Here is a 17,432-nt window from a genome sequence, read left to right on the forward strand (position 1 = left end):
CGCCAGCTGATTTGCTTCGACACCATCGGCTATCCCGTCTGCGAAGCTAGTCCTACCGATGCAGGGGCAGCCCTCGGACTACGGCGTTGCGCCAGTTCGAGTAGTCTGTCGGGAATGATGTGGCGCTGATAGAGGCTTCCGGATTCGATTGCGGGCAACTCTTGTCCGAACGATTGGAGGCACGATAAAGGCCCCAACCATTGAAGAAGGAAGGGTCGTAAACAGACCAACAGACGCCGTCACACGCACTGGTCGACTCCTGAACCAGCCAGAACTCGCTCGCTCCATCGAACGCCACGTTGGCTGCGTACAGCACCACGTGATCAGCGCCGGGGCTCACGTGTATCCCGATCGCGTCGCCACTCCGGAGATGGGAGACGTCAGGCAGCCTGTCTGGACAAACGAACCGAAGCCTCTCGTTCTGAAGCACGCCGGTTGAGATCCGATCGTCGGGATCTGCGCTTCGACCACTCCACGCCGCCTGAAGAAAAGCCGAACAATCGATCCCGAGGTCTCCCCGGAAATCGTCCTTGAGATTGCCCGGCAACCCCGCCGGTCTCGTCAGCACATTTTGCAGAGCGATGGTGAGCCGCCTCTGGTCTACGGCCTCGAAGAAAGCATCGACGTCGCGAAACGACTCCGTCTGTGCGTAGGGAAAGCCAATTTGCCTGTAGCTTCCCCGCGTCAGTCGGATGCCCTTGAGCGCAACGAAGGGTTTTCGACCCCCGCTAGGAAGACAGCCGTCGATGGTCCGGCAGGGTTCAGGCAGCACCGAGGCGTCAACTTCCCACGGCAGCTCTGCGAATTTCTTGACGTTCGAGAAGATCGAGTTTGCAGTTTCCTTTCTCGCAACAACTGCTGGCGAAGGATCGACAACCTGCCGAGCAGCCTGCGAAGGGATGGTGTCCGCGTTATGTCGACTCTCCACCACATTACCCGCGTCGGAGCAAAGTGACGTCTGAGACGTTCCATTTTGTCCGAGGAATCCACACGACTGAATGCGAAACGCAATATCGGAGCCGGCATCGCCAGCCAGTGGGATCAAATCCCGCCCCATCGCCAACACCTCGCCTGTTGGCAATACGGCCAACGGTTTCTGGCCGAGCTTGCTGCGAAAATGTGTGTCGTCAAAGCCGATTTCTCGCAACGGCTTCGAGCCATTTTCGCCAAACAACAGGAGTCTCTGATTCAGGCGCACCATTCCGTCCGACGTCGGCACTCCTTCGGTGATCAAGACGACCCTGCGCGGGGGCGCGGGCTCGAGTTCCTTGACGCTGACCAGATAGTAGAGTCCGCCGGTCCGTGCTCGAACAATCATCGGCTCGCCGGCTGAAAGAGAGTCGGCGGTGCTGCGCCAGATGATAGTCCGCTTTGGACGGTTGGCCCCGCGCACTGCCGTAAAAGGCGCGGACCGCCCCACTGGCGCATCGGTGAGAGTCAGGGTCCCGCACTGCAGGGCGTTCGCCGGATTCCATTGCGGGGTCGCAATTTGGGACCCTGCAAGCGTCAGAGCGCCCGGCGACGCCGTTGCTGCGAAGTCGCGCGTGATCACATAAACGTCCGACTTGAAGGCCTGACGGTTGGCGTTGTGCCCATCACTCCCTGGCCTCGGCATACTCTCAATACGGACCTCATCCTTGACATGCAGCACTCGCCACGGACGGAAGGAGACGGGCAATGCACATGACCCCAGTGCCTGCAGCCGCCCCTCAAGCGCCTCGCCTCCCGAGGAACGACGCACCGAATAGAGGCGGATCGCGGACAGCAAAGGGTCGATTACGCCGATCACATCTGCATTCGATGGTGTCGAAGTCGCTCCGGAAAGCCAGAAGATGTGAGAGGGGCCTGCTCCGTCGGCGCTGAGCCGGATGTCCTTCAACGGCGACTCGGCCGCATCTGCAGCAGCCACAATCATTGACGATGAAAGAAGTGCGACCGCCAGCCTCAACGATCGCGGCCAATACGACATCAACCAAAACGCGTGCATGAATCTCCCCCGCCCCCTTCCCAACAACCTGCTCAATTGCAGCCTGTGCGACCGTCCCCGCCGTAGACCGCGTTGATGGATTTGCGCAAATTGTGCACCCGGCGGTCGATATCCGCCTTCCGCGTATCATTCACACGATCACGCACAAGCTTCACAACATCCTCTTCCTTGGCAGAAATTTGCCCGCAGCGATCGAGCCAGCCAGGGGTGAACTCCAGTCCCGCGTCCCTGATTGCGTTCGCTCTCCTCGGTCCGAATTGATTCTTCACATCCACATAAAACAAACGGGCGAACGTGCTCTCCTTGAACAAGCCGGCATAGCCGGCCGCTCGATCGGTTTCGCTCAGGAGCCAATCGATGAAGAAACTGTTGTAGGAGCCCTGCCCTCTGGGGGCGCGAAGCGCCTTGTTGAAATCTGCGACGGTTGAATAGAAGCCATTGAGCTGGTTGACGTAGTAGTGCCTGATTGGCGCGGAGAAGCAGGCCTTATATTGGACGGCCCTGCCGAGCGGCGATGTCGGATCGGTGGTCTGACGATCCGACATGATCCGCCAGTACAATGCGATCTCTTCATCCTCATTGGCGCCGATATCGATCTGGTTAGCCCCCCAACTCGGCCCACTCATGTCCGTGATGGCATCCAGAACCTGATATGGGGAGTCGACCCCGATCTCGTTGGCCACGATGCTCTGCAAGAGCGCCTTGCGATCCTTGGTCGCGCTCGGCCCGGTCGCGACGGCATGTACCGCAGCCTTGAAACTTTCCTTATCGGCCGTCTTCTCAGCCGCGGAAATCCACGATCTGGGCGTCCATGCCCGCCGCAGTTGCTCCAGCAGGAGCCGCTCAGCATGGTACGGCGACTGCCCCGAACAATGCTGGGCAGAATGCTCGCCTTCGCAGCTCTGCCGAATCGACGACAGTTGCGCTTGCAGAAAGCGAATAGTCGACCGCTGCTGTCCATAGTTGTCAAACACGGTCGGCATGAGGGCAAACAGTGGCTGGCCCTCCGACTGCTGAAACAGAGGTTCGCCGGCCTTGGGATCTTCGCCTATTGTGACCTCGCCGATTGACCCGTTTCCGGTCAGCACGGATGACAATGACACTCGGGTCTTGCCATCCTCACTTGCCTGGCCCCTCATACATGCAACACGTGCACGCAACGATGTGCAGGTAAATCCCTCCGTCTTGTCGGTAAGCAGCAAGGGGATCGCGTGCATACATCGGCCACCCGGCAAATTGATCCGAACAACCGACGTCTTGTAGGTCGCGATGAAATTATTCGCCTTACCGCATCGCGCGCCGTCATAGGCGATACTTTTCGGCAGCGGCTTCATACACGCGGCTCCCGAAGCGACGAATGGAAACTCCGCTCCAGCGTCCCCGTCGACCGCGCCGGCGGCCGTCTCGTAGGCGAGCAGCTCGGACGGAATATTGCAGGTAGACGTCCACCCCTTCTTGAAGCCCCTGCCGGTCGGCTCCCCCTTGATCTGCGCAAAACATGCATTCATGCGGCCTCTTAGGTCCGCAGATGCCTCGTTTGCCAAGACCAATTCGAGAAGAGCAACAAAAATAGATGAAAGAACAAACAATAAAATTCGCGGTGCCATCCCTCCCCCAAAGACCTCGTGGCGCAGCTCAAGCTATGGTTGTATTGACGTCCACCAAAGTCAAGTGCCTGCGTCAATTCGCGCGACGATAACGGCACCTCCATTGCGGCAGCCTCAATAATTGATCTCCATCCGCAGCCCGCGCGGGTCGGTCTCCTCCCCGCCCAACCGTTGCGTGCTGTCGCGCGCCGCGATCGCACAGGCACAGGCGTCGATGAGATCGTCGCGGCCGATGCCGGTGCCATGTCGCTGAGTCAGCCATTTCGGAAGCCGCGCGAAGCCACGCTGCTCCAGGAGTGCGATGCGCTGCTCGCGGCCCTCCGCCGATGTCTTCTTTGCGAGCCGGACCCGCCCTGCCAGATTCCAGAAGATCAACTCCGGATGCGCTTCGCCGATGGTCGCCTGCCGCGTCGGCGTCATGATCGCGTCGACCTCCCTGATCTTGTCCCTGATGTTCCAGAGCTGCGCCGACACGCCCCTGCCCTTGCCCTCGCGCTCCCAGTAGTGACGGTTAGCTGCGGCCATGTCGGCAAATCTCCAGAGGTCGCGGCGCGCGCCGAGAAACACGGCAGGACCGACCAGCTCGCGTGCGCGCAAATCGCAGATGCGATACCCGCTCCGTTTCAATCCGATCGGCATGTCGATCATCGCCCGGGCATGCGGTAGCGCGAGCAACCGCGTGAGACCGGGCGAATAATCAAAGCCGTGATCGCCGCGGTGGTCGATCCAGGCTGCGACCCAGCCGAAGCGGAAGCCATCGAGGCCGAGATAGTTTGGCAAGTTCCTGATCCCCGACGGACATCCGTCCGCTCCTCTATCCGGGCTCCTCGCCCCGATGTCGCTCAAACAGGCGCTGCGCCAACAACGCATGGCCGAGCGTGCCGCCGGCGCGAACCGCCGCCGCAATCAACGCGGCTTCCGCAACTTCCTCGCGCGTTACACCGGCCTTCGCCGCCTGCGCCGTGTGCACGTCGAGGCAATAGGCGCATTGCGTGGTGAGCGCGACCGCGAGCGAGATCAGCTCGCGATATTTTGGCGGGATCAATCCGTCCTTGCGCTCGACCGCGTGGTTGAACGCAAGGAACGCGTTAGCCTCGACCGGCGCGAGCGCCACGAAGGCCGGGATGGATTTCAGATCGTCAGCGCTTTGATAATCGGTCATGGCTCATCTCGTCAGATATTCGCGCATCAGGGCGCGGGCGCGATGCAGGCGTGCCTTCACGGTCTGCCGGGTCGCACCGAGTGCGACAGCGATTTCGTCGATGGTCATTTCCTTGACGTCACGCATCAGCGCGACATCGCGGTAGTGCGGCGGCAGCGCCTCGAAGGCCGCAGCGATGTCGAGTCGCAAATCGGCTTCGGGGCGCGACAGCAGCAGCGCCTCCGCCTCCCCGTCGTCGATCGCCGGCGCGAGGCCTGCCTTGCGGGCGAGCCGCAGGCATTCGCGGCGGACCACGCTGAACAGCCAGGCCGAAAACGCCAGCCACGACCGGATCGTGCCGACATGGCGGAACAGGATCCACAGCGCCTCCTGCGTCGCATCCTCGGCATCCGCTGAGCTGCGACAGGTGGCGCGGGCATAGCGGCGGATGTTCGGCTGCGCCGTCTCGAGCAGAGACGCGATCGCCTGGGGATCGCCGAGGCGCGCGGCCTCGAACAGGTCCGGCGAGATTGCGGCGGCGCTCACGACACGCCTCCCTTTCCGATGCCGGCCATCGCGCACATCGGACAATAGCCGACGAGACCGGTCAGCGCGAAGCCGGCGCCGCCGAGCGCAACCAGCCACGCCGCGGCGCCGGTGAGATACACCAACGCCGCGACCGCCACCGCGACGCCCAAGGCAATCCGCACGGCCTGGTGCAGGCCGCCGATGTTCTTCCTGTAAAATGCCATCACATCCTCCGAGATGAGCCGAAGCAAAATGCCTCGACCGTCAAGAGAGGGCGCGACGACCCAAAAGGATTCGCGGGAACGTGCAATTTTTTCGCGATCAGCCTCCGGCGGCCTGATAGGCCAGACGCTTGAATTCGAAGAAGAACGGATTCCAGAAACCCATGTAGCGCTGCGCCATCAACACGCCGGCGGTATTGGCCTGCGGGCAGATCCACCAATGGGTGCCGGCAAGGCCGCCCCACTGGAATTCGCCGGTCGAATTCGGGGGATCGAACGGCATCGGCGCGAAGGTGACGGCGCCGCCGAGGCCAAAACCCTTGCCGGCCATCGGGCCGAGATTGGCGAAGCGGATGGTCTGGCCGGCGGGCAACTGGTTCGTCATCATCTGCCGCAGCGTCTCCGGCTTCAGCAGCGCATCTGGGCCGGGCAGCAGCGCGCGTACCAGAGCGAGCATGTCGGGCAAGGTCGAGACCAGACCGCTGCCGCCCGACAGCCGCGGTAGCGCCCGCCGATAAGCCTGCGGATAAGGCAGATGGTCGGCGCGCGTGAGGCCGGGCTTCATCGGGTCCAGCACGTCGGCACCATTGTACAACGCGACCAGCCTGCCCTGCTGCGCGTCCGGCACGTGGAAGCCGGTGTCGGTCATGCCGAGCGGCTCGAAGATGCGCTCCTTGAGCACGGCGTCGAGCGGTTTGCCGGACACGACCTCCACGACACGCCCGAGCACATCGGTCGCAACCGAATATTCCCAGGACGAGCCGGGATGATAGGACAGCGGCAGATCGGCGAGCTGGTCGATCATGCCGGTCAGCGGCGTCAACGGATTGAGAACGCTCGCCTCGTTATAGGCTTTGAACAGCACCGAGCCGGGATCGAAGATGCCGTAGCTGAGGCCGGCCGTATGGGTCAGAAGCTGCCGGATCGTGATCGAGCTCTTCGCCGGCTCGACGTCGGCGAGGCTCAAAGCGCCCGGCTTCAGCACCTTGCGATTGCCGAGTTGCGGCAGGAATTTCTCGACAACGTCATCGAGCCCGATACGGCCTTCCTCGACCAGCAGCATGATCGCGCAGGTGACGACGATCTTGGTATTGGAAAACGCGCGGAAAATGTGGTCGGGCTGGAGCGCCGTCTTCGCTTCGCGATCGGCGAAGCCGACGCATTGCTGGTCGACGACCTCGCGGCCCCGCAGCACCGCCCAGGATGCGCCAGGAATGATCTCCTGATCGACGTAACGCTGCATCGCCGTCCGCGCGGCGGAAAAATCAGGTGTTCTGGCGTCCATGTGCTTCCCCCAATGATGGTTGGGATCGATATAGCGTGAATTCGCCAGATATGAAGCCTGACCGGACGGCGCAGCTCATTCCTGCTTCATGAACGCAGTGACGTGCAGGCAGCGCCGAATCCGCATCCCCTGCCGCTGGTACAGCGCGATGGCCGATGAGTTGCTCGAGAACACGTGCAGGAACGGAATTTCGCCGCGCGCCTCGATCTGGCGCGCGACCGCCGCGAGCAGCGCCTGCGCGTAGCCCCGCCCACGATGGTCGGGGTGGACGCAGACGGCCGTCATCTCGACGAAATTGCCCGGCTTCATGCGCTCGCCGGCCATCGCGACCAATTCGCCGCCGGCGCGGATGCCGAGGAACGTCCCGAGTTCGTGCGTGCGCCGCGCGAACGGGCCGGGCTTCGTCAACTCCGTCAGCGCCATCATGGCGGGAACGTCGGCTTCACCCAGCCGAACGATCTCGGCATCGCGAAGCGGACTGTCGGCGGGAGAGCCGATCATCTGCTCGCAAGGTCCGGCGAGCACGACCTTGAATCCGGCGGGAACGTCGACGGCCTCCGGCGTGAACAGCGCGGCGACCTGCGAGCCCGACAGGAGATCGCGGAGCGCGGCAAAGCTCGCCTCGGACATGTCGACCATGTCGGCGAAGGGCGTCACCTCCACCGGATAGCGCAGCGCTCGCGGGCCACCCTCGGCCAGAGATTTGTGGCTGGTCGTCAGAGCGCTCCAGATCGGCCGATCCAGCAGCGTCACGTCACCGTTCGACACCGGCCTAGTCCTTATCGAAGCTGACGATGACGGCGGCATTGGCGATGAGGATGGGGTCGTTGCCCTGTTCCGCGGCCGAGGGAATCTCCAGCCCGCCCTTGACCGCGTTGACCGTGACAGTGCCGTAAGGCAGCTCCTTGGCGACGGCTTCCTTGTCGACGGCTTCGGGATTCGGCACCGCGATCGTGACGTCGACGAACATGTCGTTCGCGGTCTTGTCGATCATCCGGAAGAAGCCGAGGCTCGAATGCCTGATGGCATCCGACACCGCACGCTTCGCCGCCTTGGTGGCGTCCCGGCCATGGACGTCGACGCCCATGCCCATCTCGGTGATACAGCGAACGCGAGTCATCTTGATTCCTGTGGTTGGTGGAGTGATTGCGAATGTCAGCGATCAGGTCGCTCGACACAAGTGCGGTCGTTCCTCTCGTGTCCCGGACGCTCTGCAGCGCACCGCTGAAAAAGCGCTGCGCTGCGTCCGGGGCACGAGGCCGTGATTTTGCAGGCGTCGCTGCTTCAATATCTTCATTGCACGCACCATCACGCCTTTGCCTTCTCTCGCGCCCGCAGCTCATCCACCAGCACCCGCACATTCTCCGAATAATCGATCGGGATCACAACCAGATGCACGCCGCCCTCCTGGAAGGCGGCATCCAGCGTCGGGCCAAAACTGTCGATGCTCTCGATCCGATGTCCCTTCGCCCCATAGGCCTTCGCGTACAGGACGAAATCGGGATTGCCAAAGGTCATGCCGAAATCGGCGAAGTGATCGACGGCCTGCTTCCAGCGGATCATGCCGTAGGCGTTGTCCTCGAGCACCAACACGACCAGATTGAGCTTGAGGCGGACTGCGGTCTCCATCTCCTGGCTGTTCATCATGAAGCCGCCGTCGCCGGCGACCGCGAGCACGCGGCACTCCGGATAGAGCATCGCGGCCATCATCGCCGACGGCAGGCCGGCGCCCATCGTCGCCAGCGCATTGTCGAGCAGCAGCGTGTTGGCGACGCGGGTGCGGTAGTTGCGCGCGAACCAGATCTTGTACATGCCGTTGTCGAGCGCGACGATGCCGTTCTCCGGAATGACCTGCCGGATGTCGTGCACGATGCGTTGCGGCGTCGGCGGCCAGCGCGCTTCGGTGGCGCGGTCGGCGATATGCGAGAGAATCTTTTCGCGCAGCGGCAGCAGCGCGGCGGCTTGCGGCAGCTTGCCTTCGAGCCGGTCGGCGAGCAGTTCCAGGCTCGGGCCGACGTCGCCCACGACTTCCGCATCGGGAAAATAGACCAGCTCGACGCTGGCCGGCGTGTAGCTGACGTGAATCACCTTCGGGCCCGAGGGCCCCATGATGAAGGGCGGCTTCTCGATCGGATCATGGCCGATCGCGACGATCAGATCGGCGGCGTCGATCGCGTCATGAACGTAGTCGCGCTCGGACAGCGCGGCGGTGCCCATGTAGAGATTGGTGCCGCCGGGCACCGTGCCCTTCCCCATCTGCGTGGTGAAGAAGGGAATGCCGGTCCGCCGCACGAAGCTCGCGATGCCGTGGGTCGCGCGCGGCCGGCTGGTCGCCGCGCCCATCATCACCAGCGGATGCTTCGCGGCCAAAATCATCTCGGCGGCGCGGTCGAGCGCGGCGCGATGGGCGACCGGGATCTCGATCGGATGAACCGGGATCATCGGGACATCAGGCACTTCATCACCCGCGATGTCCTCGGGCAGTTCGAGATGCACCGGCCCCGGCCGCTCCTCCATCGCCACGCGAAACGCATCGCGGACCACGGTCGGGATGCTGGAGGCGCTGATGATCTGCCGCGACAGTTTCGTCAGCGGCTTCATGGAGGCAACCACGTCGACGATCTGGAAACGCGCCTGCCGGCTACTCATGATCGGCTTCTGGCCGGTGATCAAAATCATCGGCATCGCGCCAAGATGCGCATACGCCGCGCCCGTCGACAGATTGAGCGCGCCCGGGCCGAGCGTCGAAAGACAAACTCCGGGCTTGCCGGTCAGCCGCCCGTGCGTCGCGGCCATGAAGGCGGCGGCCTGCTCGTGGCGGGTCAGGATCAACTCGATCCTGGAGGTGCGGAGCGATTCCACCAGATCGAGATTCTCCTCGCCTGGCACGCCGAAGATGCGGTCGACACCTTCGTTCTCCAGCGCGGCGACAAACAGGTCCGATCCTTTGACTTTGCGTTCCTGCCCACTCATGTCGCCTCCCGGTCACAATGTCGGCTCCCGTGTTCCACGGCAGCCGGCGCATGGTAACGGTCCGCGGCGCGGGCACAACTCACAAAGAGGCGCGCAACTGCATCATCCCTGTCATCGCGAGCGCAGCGACTTGTCCGCCGAAGCTCTTTGGCGAAGGCGGCAGCAATCCAGACTGCCCCCGCGGAAAGACTCTGGATTGCTTCGCTACGCTCGCAATGACGGAGTGTGGCGGCAACGCTCATCCCTCTCGTGTCCCGGACGCGCTGCAGCGTACTTACGCTGCTGCGCAGAGCCGGGACCCAGCAGGCCGCGCACTCGCCGCTGCATGGGCCCCGGCTCTGCAGCGCACCGCCAAGGGGCGCTGCGCTGCGTCCGGGGCACGAGACTGTTGTTGAATAACTGACATGGGCTCGCATCCTCGCGGCTTGTTTCGCCCGAGCTTTGCTTCTTCGTCTCACCCTCAATTGAAAGAGGGCGCAGGGAAGACCGGGTGCCGGCTGGCACCCGCGGTCCACTGTGCGAGATTGTCGTAGGAACATTGCACAGCGGCATACAGGTGAAGCCAAACAACCGGCCTTCCCTGCGCAGTGGCTTTACGGCTTATGTCGCGCTCTCCCCGGGGAGCGATGCACTATTGCCCCCGTCGCCTTGCGGATGGCTGATGCGTGTGCCCGGTTGGGCAGCCCACATCACCGCAACGCTTGACGCACAGACCCCGGGCGTCAGGACCACACGATTTGGCCGTACGCCGATCACACCGGTCGTGCGCGCGATGCCTTCGCTCACGGTTGCCCGCCCTGCGAAGCCTTTCGCGCCGATGTGACCCACGTCCACCGCCGCCCGGCCCGCGTTCGTGACGATCGCGATACGCCCCTCTTCCTTGGGCCGGGTTGCGGCGACACATACGCCGTTTCCGAATTTCGGTAAAGTGGAATATTTTTGCCGGCCGGCGTTGACCGACGGTTTGGGTGTTTTGCCCGACGGGCAACACAAGGTCTTGCAGCCCGGCCGTCACCTCAGCTTCAGACCAAGCTCCGTGACGCGACGGCGTTGCAAGCCGCGCGCGCCGTGCTATCGCTTGGGCGATGACTCCCAAAGCCTTCGAAACCCGCTGCCTGCGCCTGCCCGCCGTCACCAAGGTGGTGCAGTGGGAGGGCACCTCCGTTTTCAAGGTCGGCGGCAAGATGTTCGCACTCGGCGGCGGCTTTGCCGCGCGCTCCGGCGGCTACATGTTCAAGGTCTCGAACATGGCCTATGCCATGCTGATCGAACACGGCCTTGCGCGGCCGGCGCCGTATCTGGCGCGCGCCAAATGGGTGCAGCTCGTCGGCAGCAACGCACTGTCAGACGCCGAGCTCACGGCCTATCTGGCGCAGGCGCACGCACTGATCGTGGCGAAACTCACGCGGAAGTCCCGCAAGGCGCTGGGCCTGGACTGAAGCGCAGGGCGACCGCGCGCCGCGCTTCAGGACTTCTCCTCCGCGAGCCTGGTGTTGCGCAACAGATTGTCGCGCAGCGTGCTGACCGTCTTCTGCACCACCGGGAATTCGTCGCCGAGGCCGGTCGCCTCGATCACGGAGTCGCCGAGATCCTGCTCGATCAGCTTGCGCCCCGCCGGCGTCAGGCTCAACAACACCTGCCGTTCATCGGCGGGGTCGCGGTGGCGGCGGATATAACCCATCTGCTCGAGCTTCTTCAGGATCGGCGTGAGCGTGTTGGATTCCAGGAACAGCTTTTCGCCGAGCGCGCCGACCGTCTGCTCGTCCCCATCCGACAGCGCCACCATGGCGATGTACTGGGTGTAGGTCAGGCCGACCTTGTCCAGCAGCGGCTTGTAGGCGCGGCCGAAGGCGAGATTGGCCGAATAGACCGCAAAGCACAGGAAATTGGATAGTTTTCGCCCTTTGCCGGTGGTTTTGGGGGGACGGGCCATTGGAACCTCCGCATTTCGTGATCCGCAACCGATATAAATCGCATCCGATTAAATCGGAAGAGCTTGACTGCACCGGTCGGCAGGTTTATTTCACATCGCATCCGATTGGATCGGACACGATCAATAACCCATTCCAAGGACACGATCATGACCTCCGCCGCCAAGCTTCTCTTCACCGGCAAGACCCACGTCACCTCCGGCGCCGACGGCGCTGCGCGCTCCAGCGACGGTTCGCTCGACATCAAGCTGGTCCAGCCGCACCCGGCCGCCGAAAACCTGTTCGCCGCCGCCTGGTCGGCCTGCTATCTCGGCGCGCTTGGGCTCGCCGCAGCCCAGCGCAAGGTCAAGCTGCCGAGCGAGCCGTCGGTCGACACCGCGATCGACCTCAACAACGCGGGTGGCGCCTTCTTCCTGCGCGCACGTCTCGACGTCAGCGTCCCCGGCGTCGATCGCGCGGTCGCGCAGGAGCTGATCGAGGCCGCGCACGGCATCTGCCCCTACTCCAAAGCGGTGCACGGCAACATCGAGGTGACCACCACCCTCGTCTGAAACGCCGCGACGCGGACCGGCCGAGCATCGGCCGGGCCCGCGCGATGCAGACAATCCCGCGAACATTAGGAGCCGACCATGAGCCATCGTCTTTTGCCAGCCGTGCGTGTCCTCGCCAGCGCAGCCGTGCTTGCCGCAAATATCCTCACGCTGCCGGCCGCGGCGCAGTCGACCGGCGTCACGCGCACCGATCTCCAGCGCCACGATCTCGGCGCGCCGGGGCGTGAGGCCGTGCAGGTGCGCGTCGACCTCGCCCCCGGCGTGGCATTCGGCCGGCACACCCATCCGGGCGAAGAGATCGTCTACGTGCTCGCGGGCGCCATCGAATACGACGTCGAGGGCAAGCCGCCGGCGACGCTGAAGGCCGGTGACGTGCTGTTCATCCCGGCCGGAACGGTGCATGCGGCCAGGAACGTCGGCCGGGACGCCGCGAGCGAGCTTGCGACCTATATCGTGGAGAAGGACAAGCCGCTGCTGACGCTGACGAAGTGAAACCGGCACTCCGATTGACCTTGAAATAATATCTGACTAAAGTCAGACATCATGCTCGACCCTGTTTCCCGCGTCCGCCGCTTCAACCGCGCCGTCACCTCCGCTGTCGGCGCGCTCGACACGTCATTCCTGGGACGCGGGCGGCCGCTGGGGGCGGCGCGCGTGCTCAACGCGATCGGTCACGGGCGCTCGGACGTCGCCGAGATCCGCGACTATCTCGGCCTCGATTCCGGCTTGATGAGCCGCCTCCTGCGCAGCCTCGAGGACGAAGGGCTGGTCGAAACCAATGCGCATGAGGACGACGCGCGCCGCCGCGTGGCGACGTTGACGCGTGCGGGCCGGCGCGAGTTCGCGGCCTACGAGGCGCTGTCGAACACGCAGGCCGAGGGCTTCCTCGCCCAGCATTCGCAACGCGAGGCGCTGCTGACGGCGATGGACTTGATTGCTTCCGCATTGACGCGCGAGCGCGTCACGCTGGACGAGATGGATCCGCGGAGCGAACAGGCCCGTTATTGCCTCGGCGAATATTATGGCGAGCTCGGCCGCCGCTTCAAACAGGGCTTTGACGTCTCGCTGTCGCGCGATCCCGACGCCAAGGACATGCGCCGCCCGCGCGGCACGTTCATCGTCGCGATGTCGGACACGCTGCCGATCGGCTGCGTCGGGCTGAAGGGCACGGATCACGGCTATGCCGAGATCAAGCGGCTGTGGGTCGCACCGGCGGCGCGCGGATTGCGGCTCGGCCGGCGCCTGATGGACGTGACCGAGGATGCCGCGCGCGGGCTCGGCATCAAGCTGCTGCGGCTCGACACCAACAGCGCGCTGGCGGAGGCCGGCCAGCTCTACCGACGAAGCGGCTGGAGCGAGATCCCCCGCTTCAATGACGACCCCTACCCCGACCTGTTCTTCGAAAAACGGCTGTGAGCGCGGACGCCGATTCCCCCGTTGCCGCGTTATGGCCGGAGCCGCAGGAGCAACGCCATGACCAGGTCCGACCTCGCCGACATCTACCGCAACTACATCGCCTGCCTGAACCGGCAGGACTGGGCCGCACTCGGACAGTTCGTTCACGATGACGTCGCGCACAATGCGCGACCGTTCGGACTGTCCGGCTATCGTGCCATGCTGGAGCAGGATTTTCGCGCAATTCCGGATCTGCATTTCAACATCGAGCTGCTGGTCTGCGATCCGCCCCACATTGCCTCCCGGCTGAAGTTCGATTGCACGCCGGTCGGAAAGTTTCTCGGGCTGGATGTGAACGGCAAGCGCGTGTCCTTCTGCGAAAACGTGTTCTATCAATTTCGCGACGGCAAGATTCGGCAGGTGTGGTCCATCGTCGACAAGCCCGCGATCGAGGCGCAGCTCTAGCGCTGCGCCTCGATGAACATGCTTACGCCGCCGCAGGCGCCAACTCCGCTTGCGGCTTCGCGAACGGCTTGAAATTCATCGCCATCAGGAAGGCGCCGAGGCCCATCGCCCAGGAGGCGATATAGAGCCAGGCGTAGCTCGAGAACGCATCGTAGATCAGGCCGCCGGCGAGCGGGCCCGTGGCCATGCCGAGACTGCCGGCCATGGCGGTGCCGCCGATCACCGTGCCCATCATCTTGAGCGGAAAGTTTTCGCGGATCAGCACCGCGTAGAGCGGCATGGTGCCGGCATAGATGAAGCCGAAGACGGCCCCGACGGCGTAGAACGTCGCGAGTTGGTGCGCGAAGACATAGGCGAGCGCGCCGAACGCCTGCAACAGCAGCCCCGAGACCAGCACGCGCTTGGCGCCGAAGCGGTCCCCCATCAGGCCGAAGGCGATGCGCCCGCCCAGGCCGGCAAAGCCCTCGATGCTGTAGATGGTCACCGCCGCGACCAGCGGGATGCCGCAGCTCACGGCATAGGAGACGGTGTGAATGATCGGGCCGGAATGGGTGGCGCAGCAGAAGAAGTTGGTCGCGAGCAGGATCAGGAATTGCGGCGAGCGCAGCGCCTCTCCCATCGACATCTCGCCTTGCGCAGCCCCCTCGCCCGCAGGCGCGGTCACGGCGTGCGCGAGCGCCGGCGGGCGGCGCACCAGGAACGAGACCGGGATCATGATGGCGCCGACCACCAGCGCCACGATCTGCATCGATGTGCGCCAGTCATGGCCGGAGACGAGCCAGGCCGCGAGCGGCGCCATCGTCATCGGCGCCATGCCCATGCCGGCCGACACCAGCGAGACCGCGAGGCTGCGATGGGTGTCGAACCAGCCGGTCACCGTCGCCATCATCGGCGCGAAGATCGCGGCACAGGACGCCCCGACCAGAAGGCCGAAGACGAACTGAAACGCCAGCAACGAGGTGGCGTGGCTCGCCGCGAACAAGCTCACGGTCAGCACCGTCGATCCCGTCAGCACCACCGGCCGCGGTCCGAACCGGTCCGTCAGCGTGCCCCAGGCCATGCTGGTAAAGGCCATCGCCAGAAAGCCGATCGTCATCGCGCTGGAGATGCCGGTCACGGACCAGCCGGTATCCTTTGCGATCGGCTGCAGGAACACCGGCAGCGAAAACATGCCGCCGATGGCGACGCAGCCGAGCAAGCCGCCCGCGGCGACGATCACCCAGCGATAGGAGGAAGAGTTCATTTTGGTCTCCCGTCAGGTCTGTCTGGCTGGAAGACGAATGGGAACCGCGCCTGCCGACAGCCCGCACCACGGCATCGGAGCAATTTTTTCCGGGCTGCCGCGCCCAGGCTCGGCCTAGTTCGCCAATCCCTGCTTCTCGATCCATTCGTTGATCAGCCTGGCGACGTCGTCCGAATTGCATAGCCGGCATTGAGGCATGCACAGTAGCCCGCGCCAGCGGGATCAATGACTTGCATCATCCCAAAGGCACTTGCCGATCATGGCCGGCGCGCTGCCGCCATGCGCTAACGGTCAGCCAGACCGCCGAGACCAGGAAGTAGAGCGCGCCGACCGCAGCATAGCCCGCGACATTCGCGATCGAGGGCACCGCGGGCATCGTGGCCTGAACGATGAAGAAGCCGCCTGCGAGCGCTGACTGGGCTCCGCTGAGCACCATGGCCCATTGCGCGCCAAAATTTCTCCAGCGCCGGATTGCCGTTCCGAGTTGGAGCAACCCTGATAGAATCGCCCAGGCCCCGAAGATTCCGAGCACCCGGTTCATGCTCATCTGCAAAGCAACAAGCACCGCGACAGTGGTCGCCAGGCTGACCACAACGTTCAGGGCCTGCGTGCGGTTTTGAGCGAGCCCGCCGCTGCGAAACGCGTCCACGAAGTTGGCCGCGGCGTCCCATGCCGGATAGAGGACGAGCAAGGCTCCCCCCATCACCGGCGATGACGGCGCGACGGCAAAGGCAGCTCCGACCCAGGCGACGGAGAACCCCGCCCGGATGAAATAGTAAAGCTTCAGCCATCGTTCGCGATCGGCACGAACGAGATCCAATTGATGATGCGCCACTGTATTTGCTCCTTTACCTACTAGTTGGTAGTCACTCGCGCACAGCGAGAGCGCCTCGTCCCGGCCTTGCCTGCGGGGCGTCGTTGTCGTCTCGCCGATATGTCTCAGTGCTTGTTGGACAGCCGATCCAGCAGCGGGGTGGTGATCACACCGAACATCTTTGGATCGCCATAGGCACGCGCCGACAACATCGCGCCGTGAATGGTCGCCATGAATCCTTCAGCCTCGACCCGGGCTGTGTTGGAGAGTTTGAGCCGCCCCTTCCGCTTGCCGCGCTCCATGACGGACGTCAGCCAGGACGCCAGGGAGCGGAAGTGCGCACGGACTTCGAGCGCGACCTCCTCCGGCAGGATCGGAAGCTCGCTGGCCAGCAGCGCGCACACGCAGAACGGCGCCGTCGCATCATTGATGCACGCCTCCCAGTACGCGACATAGTTTTCGAGTTGTTCGCGCGTATCGGGGACATTGCGCTCCAGCGCGGACAGTCCCGCCTCGGCTTCGGCGCGGTAGCGCGACACGAGGGTGCGGACCAGATCGACCTTGCTGGCAAAATGGTGGTGGATGCTCGGCTTGCGAATGCCGACCACCTCGGCCACGTCGGCGTAGCTGAAGCCGTTATAGCCGCCCGCGATAATCAGGGTGCGCGCGCAGGCCAGAATGTCGTCGGCGGTCGAGGAAACGTTGGTCATGACCATTAGCTACCTTCCAGTTGGTAGGGCGTCAAGAACGGGATGCTTCAACCATCCGTGAGTGGTACGAGCCTGCATGACCATTCGCCCGATCGTCCGCTATCCCGACCGCCGCCTCGCGATGCTGGCCCGCCCCGTCACCGCATTCGACGCGACGCTGCGCGAGCTTGCAGCAGACCTGCTGGACACCATGCGCGCTGCGCCCGGTATCGGCATCACGGCGCCGCATATCGGCGTGCCCTTGCGCGTCGTCGTGCTCGAGCTCGACGCCGGCCCGCAGACCTATGTCAACCCGGAGATCGAATGGGCCTCACCCGAGATGATCCTGCATCGCGAAGGCAGCGTCTCGATGCCCGGGGTCAACGACGACGTCCAGCGCCACGCCCGCGTGCGGATCAGCTATCGGGATCTCGACGGCAACATGCACAGCGAGGAGTCGGAAGCCTTGCGCGCCGTCTGCCACCAGCACGAGATCGACCAGCTCGACGGCATGTTCTGGATCCAGCGGCTGTCGCGGCTGAAGCGCGAGCGGCTGGTGAAGCGGTTCGAGAAGATGTCGCGGGGCTGAAGGTGACTGTTCG

At 64.0% G+C, this 17,432-nt stretch carries 20 protein-coding genes; 6 read left to right on the forward strand and 14 right to left on the reverse strand.

The annotated features are described in order from the left end of the window. Positions 1 to 52: 52 nt before the first annotated feature. The 10 genes from JQ591_RS12370 to JQ591_RS12415 all read right to left on the reverse strand — a co-directional run bounded on the left by JQ591_RS12370 (position 53) and on the right by JQ591_RS12415 (position 9,742). On the reverse strand, positions 53 to 1,987 hold the full coding sequence (locus JQ591_RS12370; protein ID WP_211396248.1) for a hypothetical protein: 1,935 nt from the start codon (positions 1,985 to 1,987) through the stop codon (positions 53 to 55). A 32-nt stretch (positions 1,988 to 2,019) separates the two neighbouring features. After that, a complete protein-coding gene (locus JQ591_RS12375; protein ID WP_211396249.1) occupies positions 2,020 to 3,594 on the reverse strand; it encodes a hypothetical protein in 1,575 nt (524 codons plus the stop codon). 114 nt (positions 3,595 to 3,708) lie between these two features. Continuing rightward, positions 3,709 to 4,374 (reverse strand): DUF429 domain-containing protein, encoded by a 666-nt coding sequence (locus JQ591_RS12380; protein WP_211396250.1) that lies wholly within the window; start codon positions 4,372 to 4,374, stop codon positions 3,709 to 3,711. A 34-nt stretch (positions 4,375 to 4,408) separates the two neighbouring features. After that, entirely contained in the window at positions 4,409 to 4,756 is a 348-nt protein-coding gene (locus tag JQ591_RS12385) for a carboxymuconolactone decarboxylase family protein (protein WP_211396251.1), read from the reverse strand. 3 nt (positions 4,757 to 4,759) lie between these two features. Continuing rightward, a complete protein-coding gene (locus JQ591_RS12390) occupies positions 4,760 to 5,281 on the reverse strand; it encodes an RNA polymerase sigma factor (protein ID WP_211396252.1) in 522 nt (173 codons plus the stop codon). Further along, positions 5,278 to 5,487: a YgaP family membrane protein gene (locus JQ591_RS12395; RefSeq protein WP_211396253.1), complete on the reverse strand. Its 210-nt coding sequence runs from the start codon at positions 5,485 to 5,487 to the stop codon at positions 5,278 to 5,280. The genes JQ591_RS12390 and JQ591_RS12395 overlap by 4 nt, the downstream gene beginning before the upstream one ends. 97 nt (positions 5,488 to 5,584) lie before the next feature. Then, on the reverse strand, positions 5,585 to 6,769 hold the full coding sequence (locus tag JQ591_RS12400; RefSeq protein ID WP_211396254.1) for a serine hydrolase domain-containing protein: 1,185 nt from the start codon (positions 6,767 to 6,769) through the stop codon (positions 5,585 to 5,587). A 75-nt stretch (positions 6,770 to 6,844) separates the two neighbouring features. Then, a complete protein-coding gene (locus JQ591_RS12405; protein WP_211396255.1) occupies positions 6,845 to 7,537 on the reverse strand; it encodes a GNAT family N-acetyltransferase in 693 nt (230 codons plus the stop codon). 4 nt (positions 7,538 to 7,541) lie between these two features. Continuing rightward, positions 7,542 to 7,889, reverse strand: a complete 348-nt coding sequence (locus JQ591_RS12410; RefSeq protein WP_007609201.1) for a Lin0512 family protein — start codon at positions 7,887 to 7,889, stop codon at positions 7,542 to 7,544. Between the two features lie 188 nt (positions 7,890 to 8,077). Continuing rightward, the gene (locus JQ591_RS12415; RefSeq protein WP_211396256.1) at positions 8,078 to 9,742 is read right to left on the reverse strand and encodes an acetolactate synthase large subunit; all 1,665 of its coding nucleotides are present in this window, start codon (positions 9,740 to 9,742) and stop codon (positions 8,078 to 8,080) included. Positions 9,743 to 10,827: 1,085 nt separating this feature from the next. Here JQ591_RS12415 and JQ591_RS12420 point away from each other — a divergent pair. Beyond that, the gene (locus JQ591_RS12420; RefSeq protein WP_211396257.1) at positions 10,828 to 11,181 is read left to right on the forward strand and encodes an MmcQ/YjbR family DNA-binding protein; all 354 of its coding nucleotides are present in this window, start codon (positions 10,828 to 10,830) and stop codon (positions 11,179 to 11,181) included. A gap of 26 nt (positions 11,182 to 11,207) precedes the next feature. Here JQ591_RS12420 and JQ591_RS12425 read toward each other — a convergent pair whose 3' ends face one another. Further along, positions 11,208 to 11,675, reverse strand: a complete 468-nt coding sequence (locus tag JQ591_RS12425) for a MarR family winged helix-turn-helix transcriptional regulator (protein WP_211396258.1) — start codon at positions 11,673 to 11,675, stop codon at positions 11,208 to 11,210. Positions 11,676 to 11,822: 147 nt separating this feature from the next. Between JQ591_RS12425 and JQ591_RS12430 the strand changes: the two genes are divergently transcribed. From JQ591_RS12430 to JQ591_RS12445, 4 genes are all read left to right on the forward strand, one after another. Further along, positions 11,823 to 12,224 carry an Ohr family peroxiredoxin gene (locus JQ591_RS12430; protein WP_211396259.1) on the forward strand — a complete coding sequence of 134 codons (402 nt, stop codon included), beginning with the start codon at positions 11,823 to 11,825 and terminating at the stop codon, positions 12,222 to 12,224. Positions 12,225 to 12,302: 78 nt separating this feature from the next. After that, positions 12,303 to 12,716, forward strand: a complete 414-nt coding sequence (locus JQ591_RS12435) for a cupin domain-containing protein (RefSeq protein ID WP_211396260.1) — start codon at positions 12,303 to 12,305, stop codon at positions 12,714 to 12,716. Between the two features lie 51 nt (positions 12,717 to 12,767). Continuing rightward, positions 12,768 to 13,640, forward strand: coding sequence for a bifunctional helix-turn-helix transcriptional regulator/GNAT family N-acetyltransferase (locus JQ591_RS12440; RefSeq protein WP_211396261.1), 873 nt, complete (start codon positions 12,768 to 12,770; stop codon positions 13,638 to 13,640). A gap of 57 nt (positions 13,641 to 13,697) precedes the next feature. Continuing rightward, positions 13,698 to 14,084 carry an ester cyclase gene (locus JQ591_RS12445; protein WP_211396262.1) on the forward strand — a complete coding sequence of 129 codons (387 nt, stop codon included), beginning with the start codon at positions 13,698 to 13,700 and terminating at the stop codon, positions 14,082 to 14,084. A 22-nt stretch (positions 14,085 to 14,106) separates the two neighbouring features. On the opposite strand, the gene JQ591_RS12450 is transcribed toward JQ591_RS12445, so the two are convergent. The 3 genes from JQ591_RS12450 to JQ591_RS12460 form a co-directional block, all read right to left on the reverse strand. Beyond that, positions 14,107 to 15,327 carry an MFS transporter gene (locus JQ591_RS12450; protein ID WP_211396263.1) on the reverse strand — a complete coding sequence of 407 codons (1,221 nt, stop codon included), beginning with the start codon at positions 15,325 to 15,327 and terminating at the stop codon, positions 14,107 to 14,109. Between the two features lie 235 nt (positions 15,328 to 15,562). Then, positions 15,563 to 16,162, reverse strand: a complete 600-nt coding sequence (locus JQ591_RS12455) for a DUF308 domain-containing protein (protein WP_211396264.1) — start codon at positions 16,160 to 16,162, stop codon at positions 15,563 to 15,565. A gap of 104 nt (positions 16,163 to 16,266) precedes the next feature. After that, on the reverse strand, positions 16,267 to 16,851 hold the full coding sequence (locus tag JQ591_RS12460; protein ID WP_211396265.1) for a TetR/AcrR family transcriptional regulator: 585 nt from the start codon (positions 16,849 to 16,851) through the stop codon (positions 16,267 to 16,269). A 76-nt stretch (positions 16,852 to 16,927) separates the two neighbouring features. Between JQ591_RS12460 and JQ591_RS12465 the strand changes: the two genes are divergently transcribed. Further along, positions 16,928 to 17,419: a peptide deformylase gene (locus JQ591_RS12465; RefSeq protein WP_211396266.1), complete on the forward strand. Its 492-nt coding sequence runs from the start codon at positions 16,928 to 16,930 to the stop codon at positions 17,417 to 17,419. Positions 17,420 to 17,432 lie beyond the last annotated feature (13 nt).

The sequence above is a fragment of the Bradyrhizobium canariense genome (assembly GCF_018130465.1).
In the GTDB taxonomy this organism is placed as follows: Bacteria; Pseudomonadota; Alphaproteobacteria; order Rhizobiales; family Xanthobacteraceae; genus Bradyrhizobium; species Bradyrhizobium canariense_C.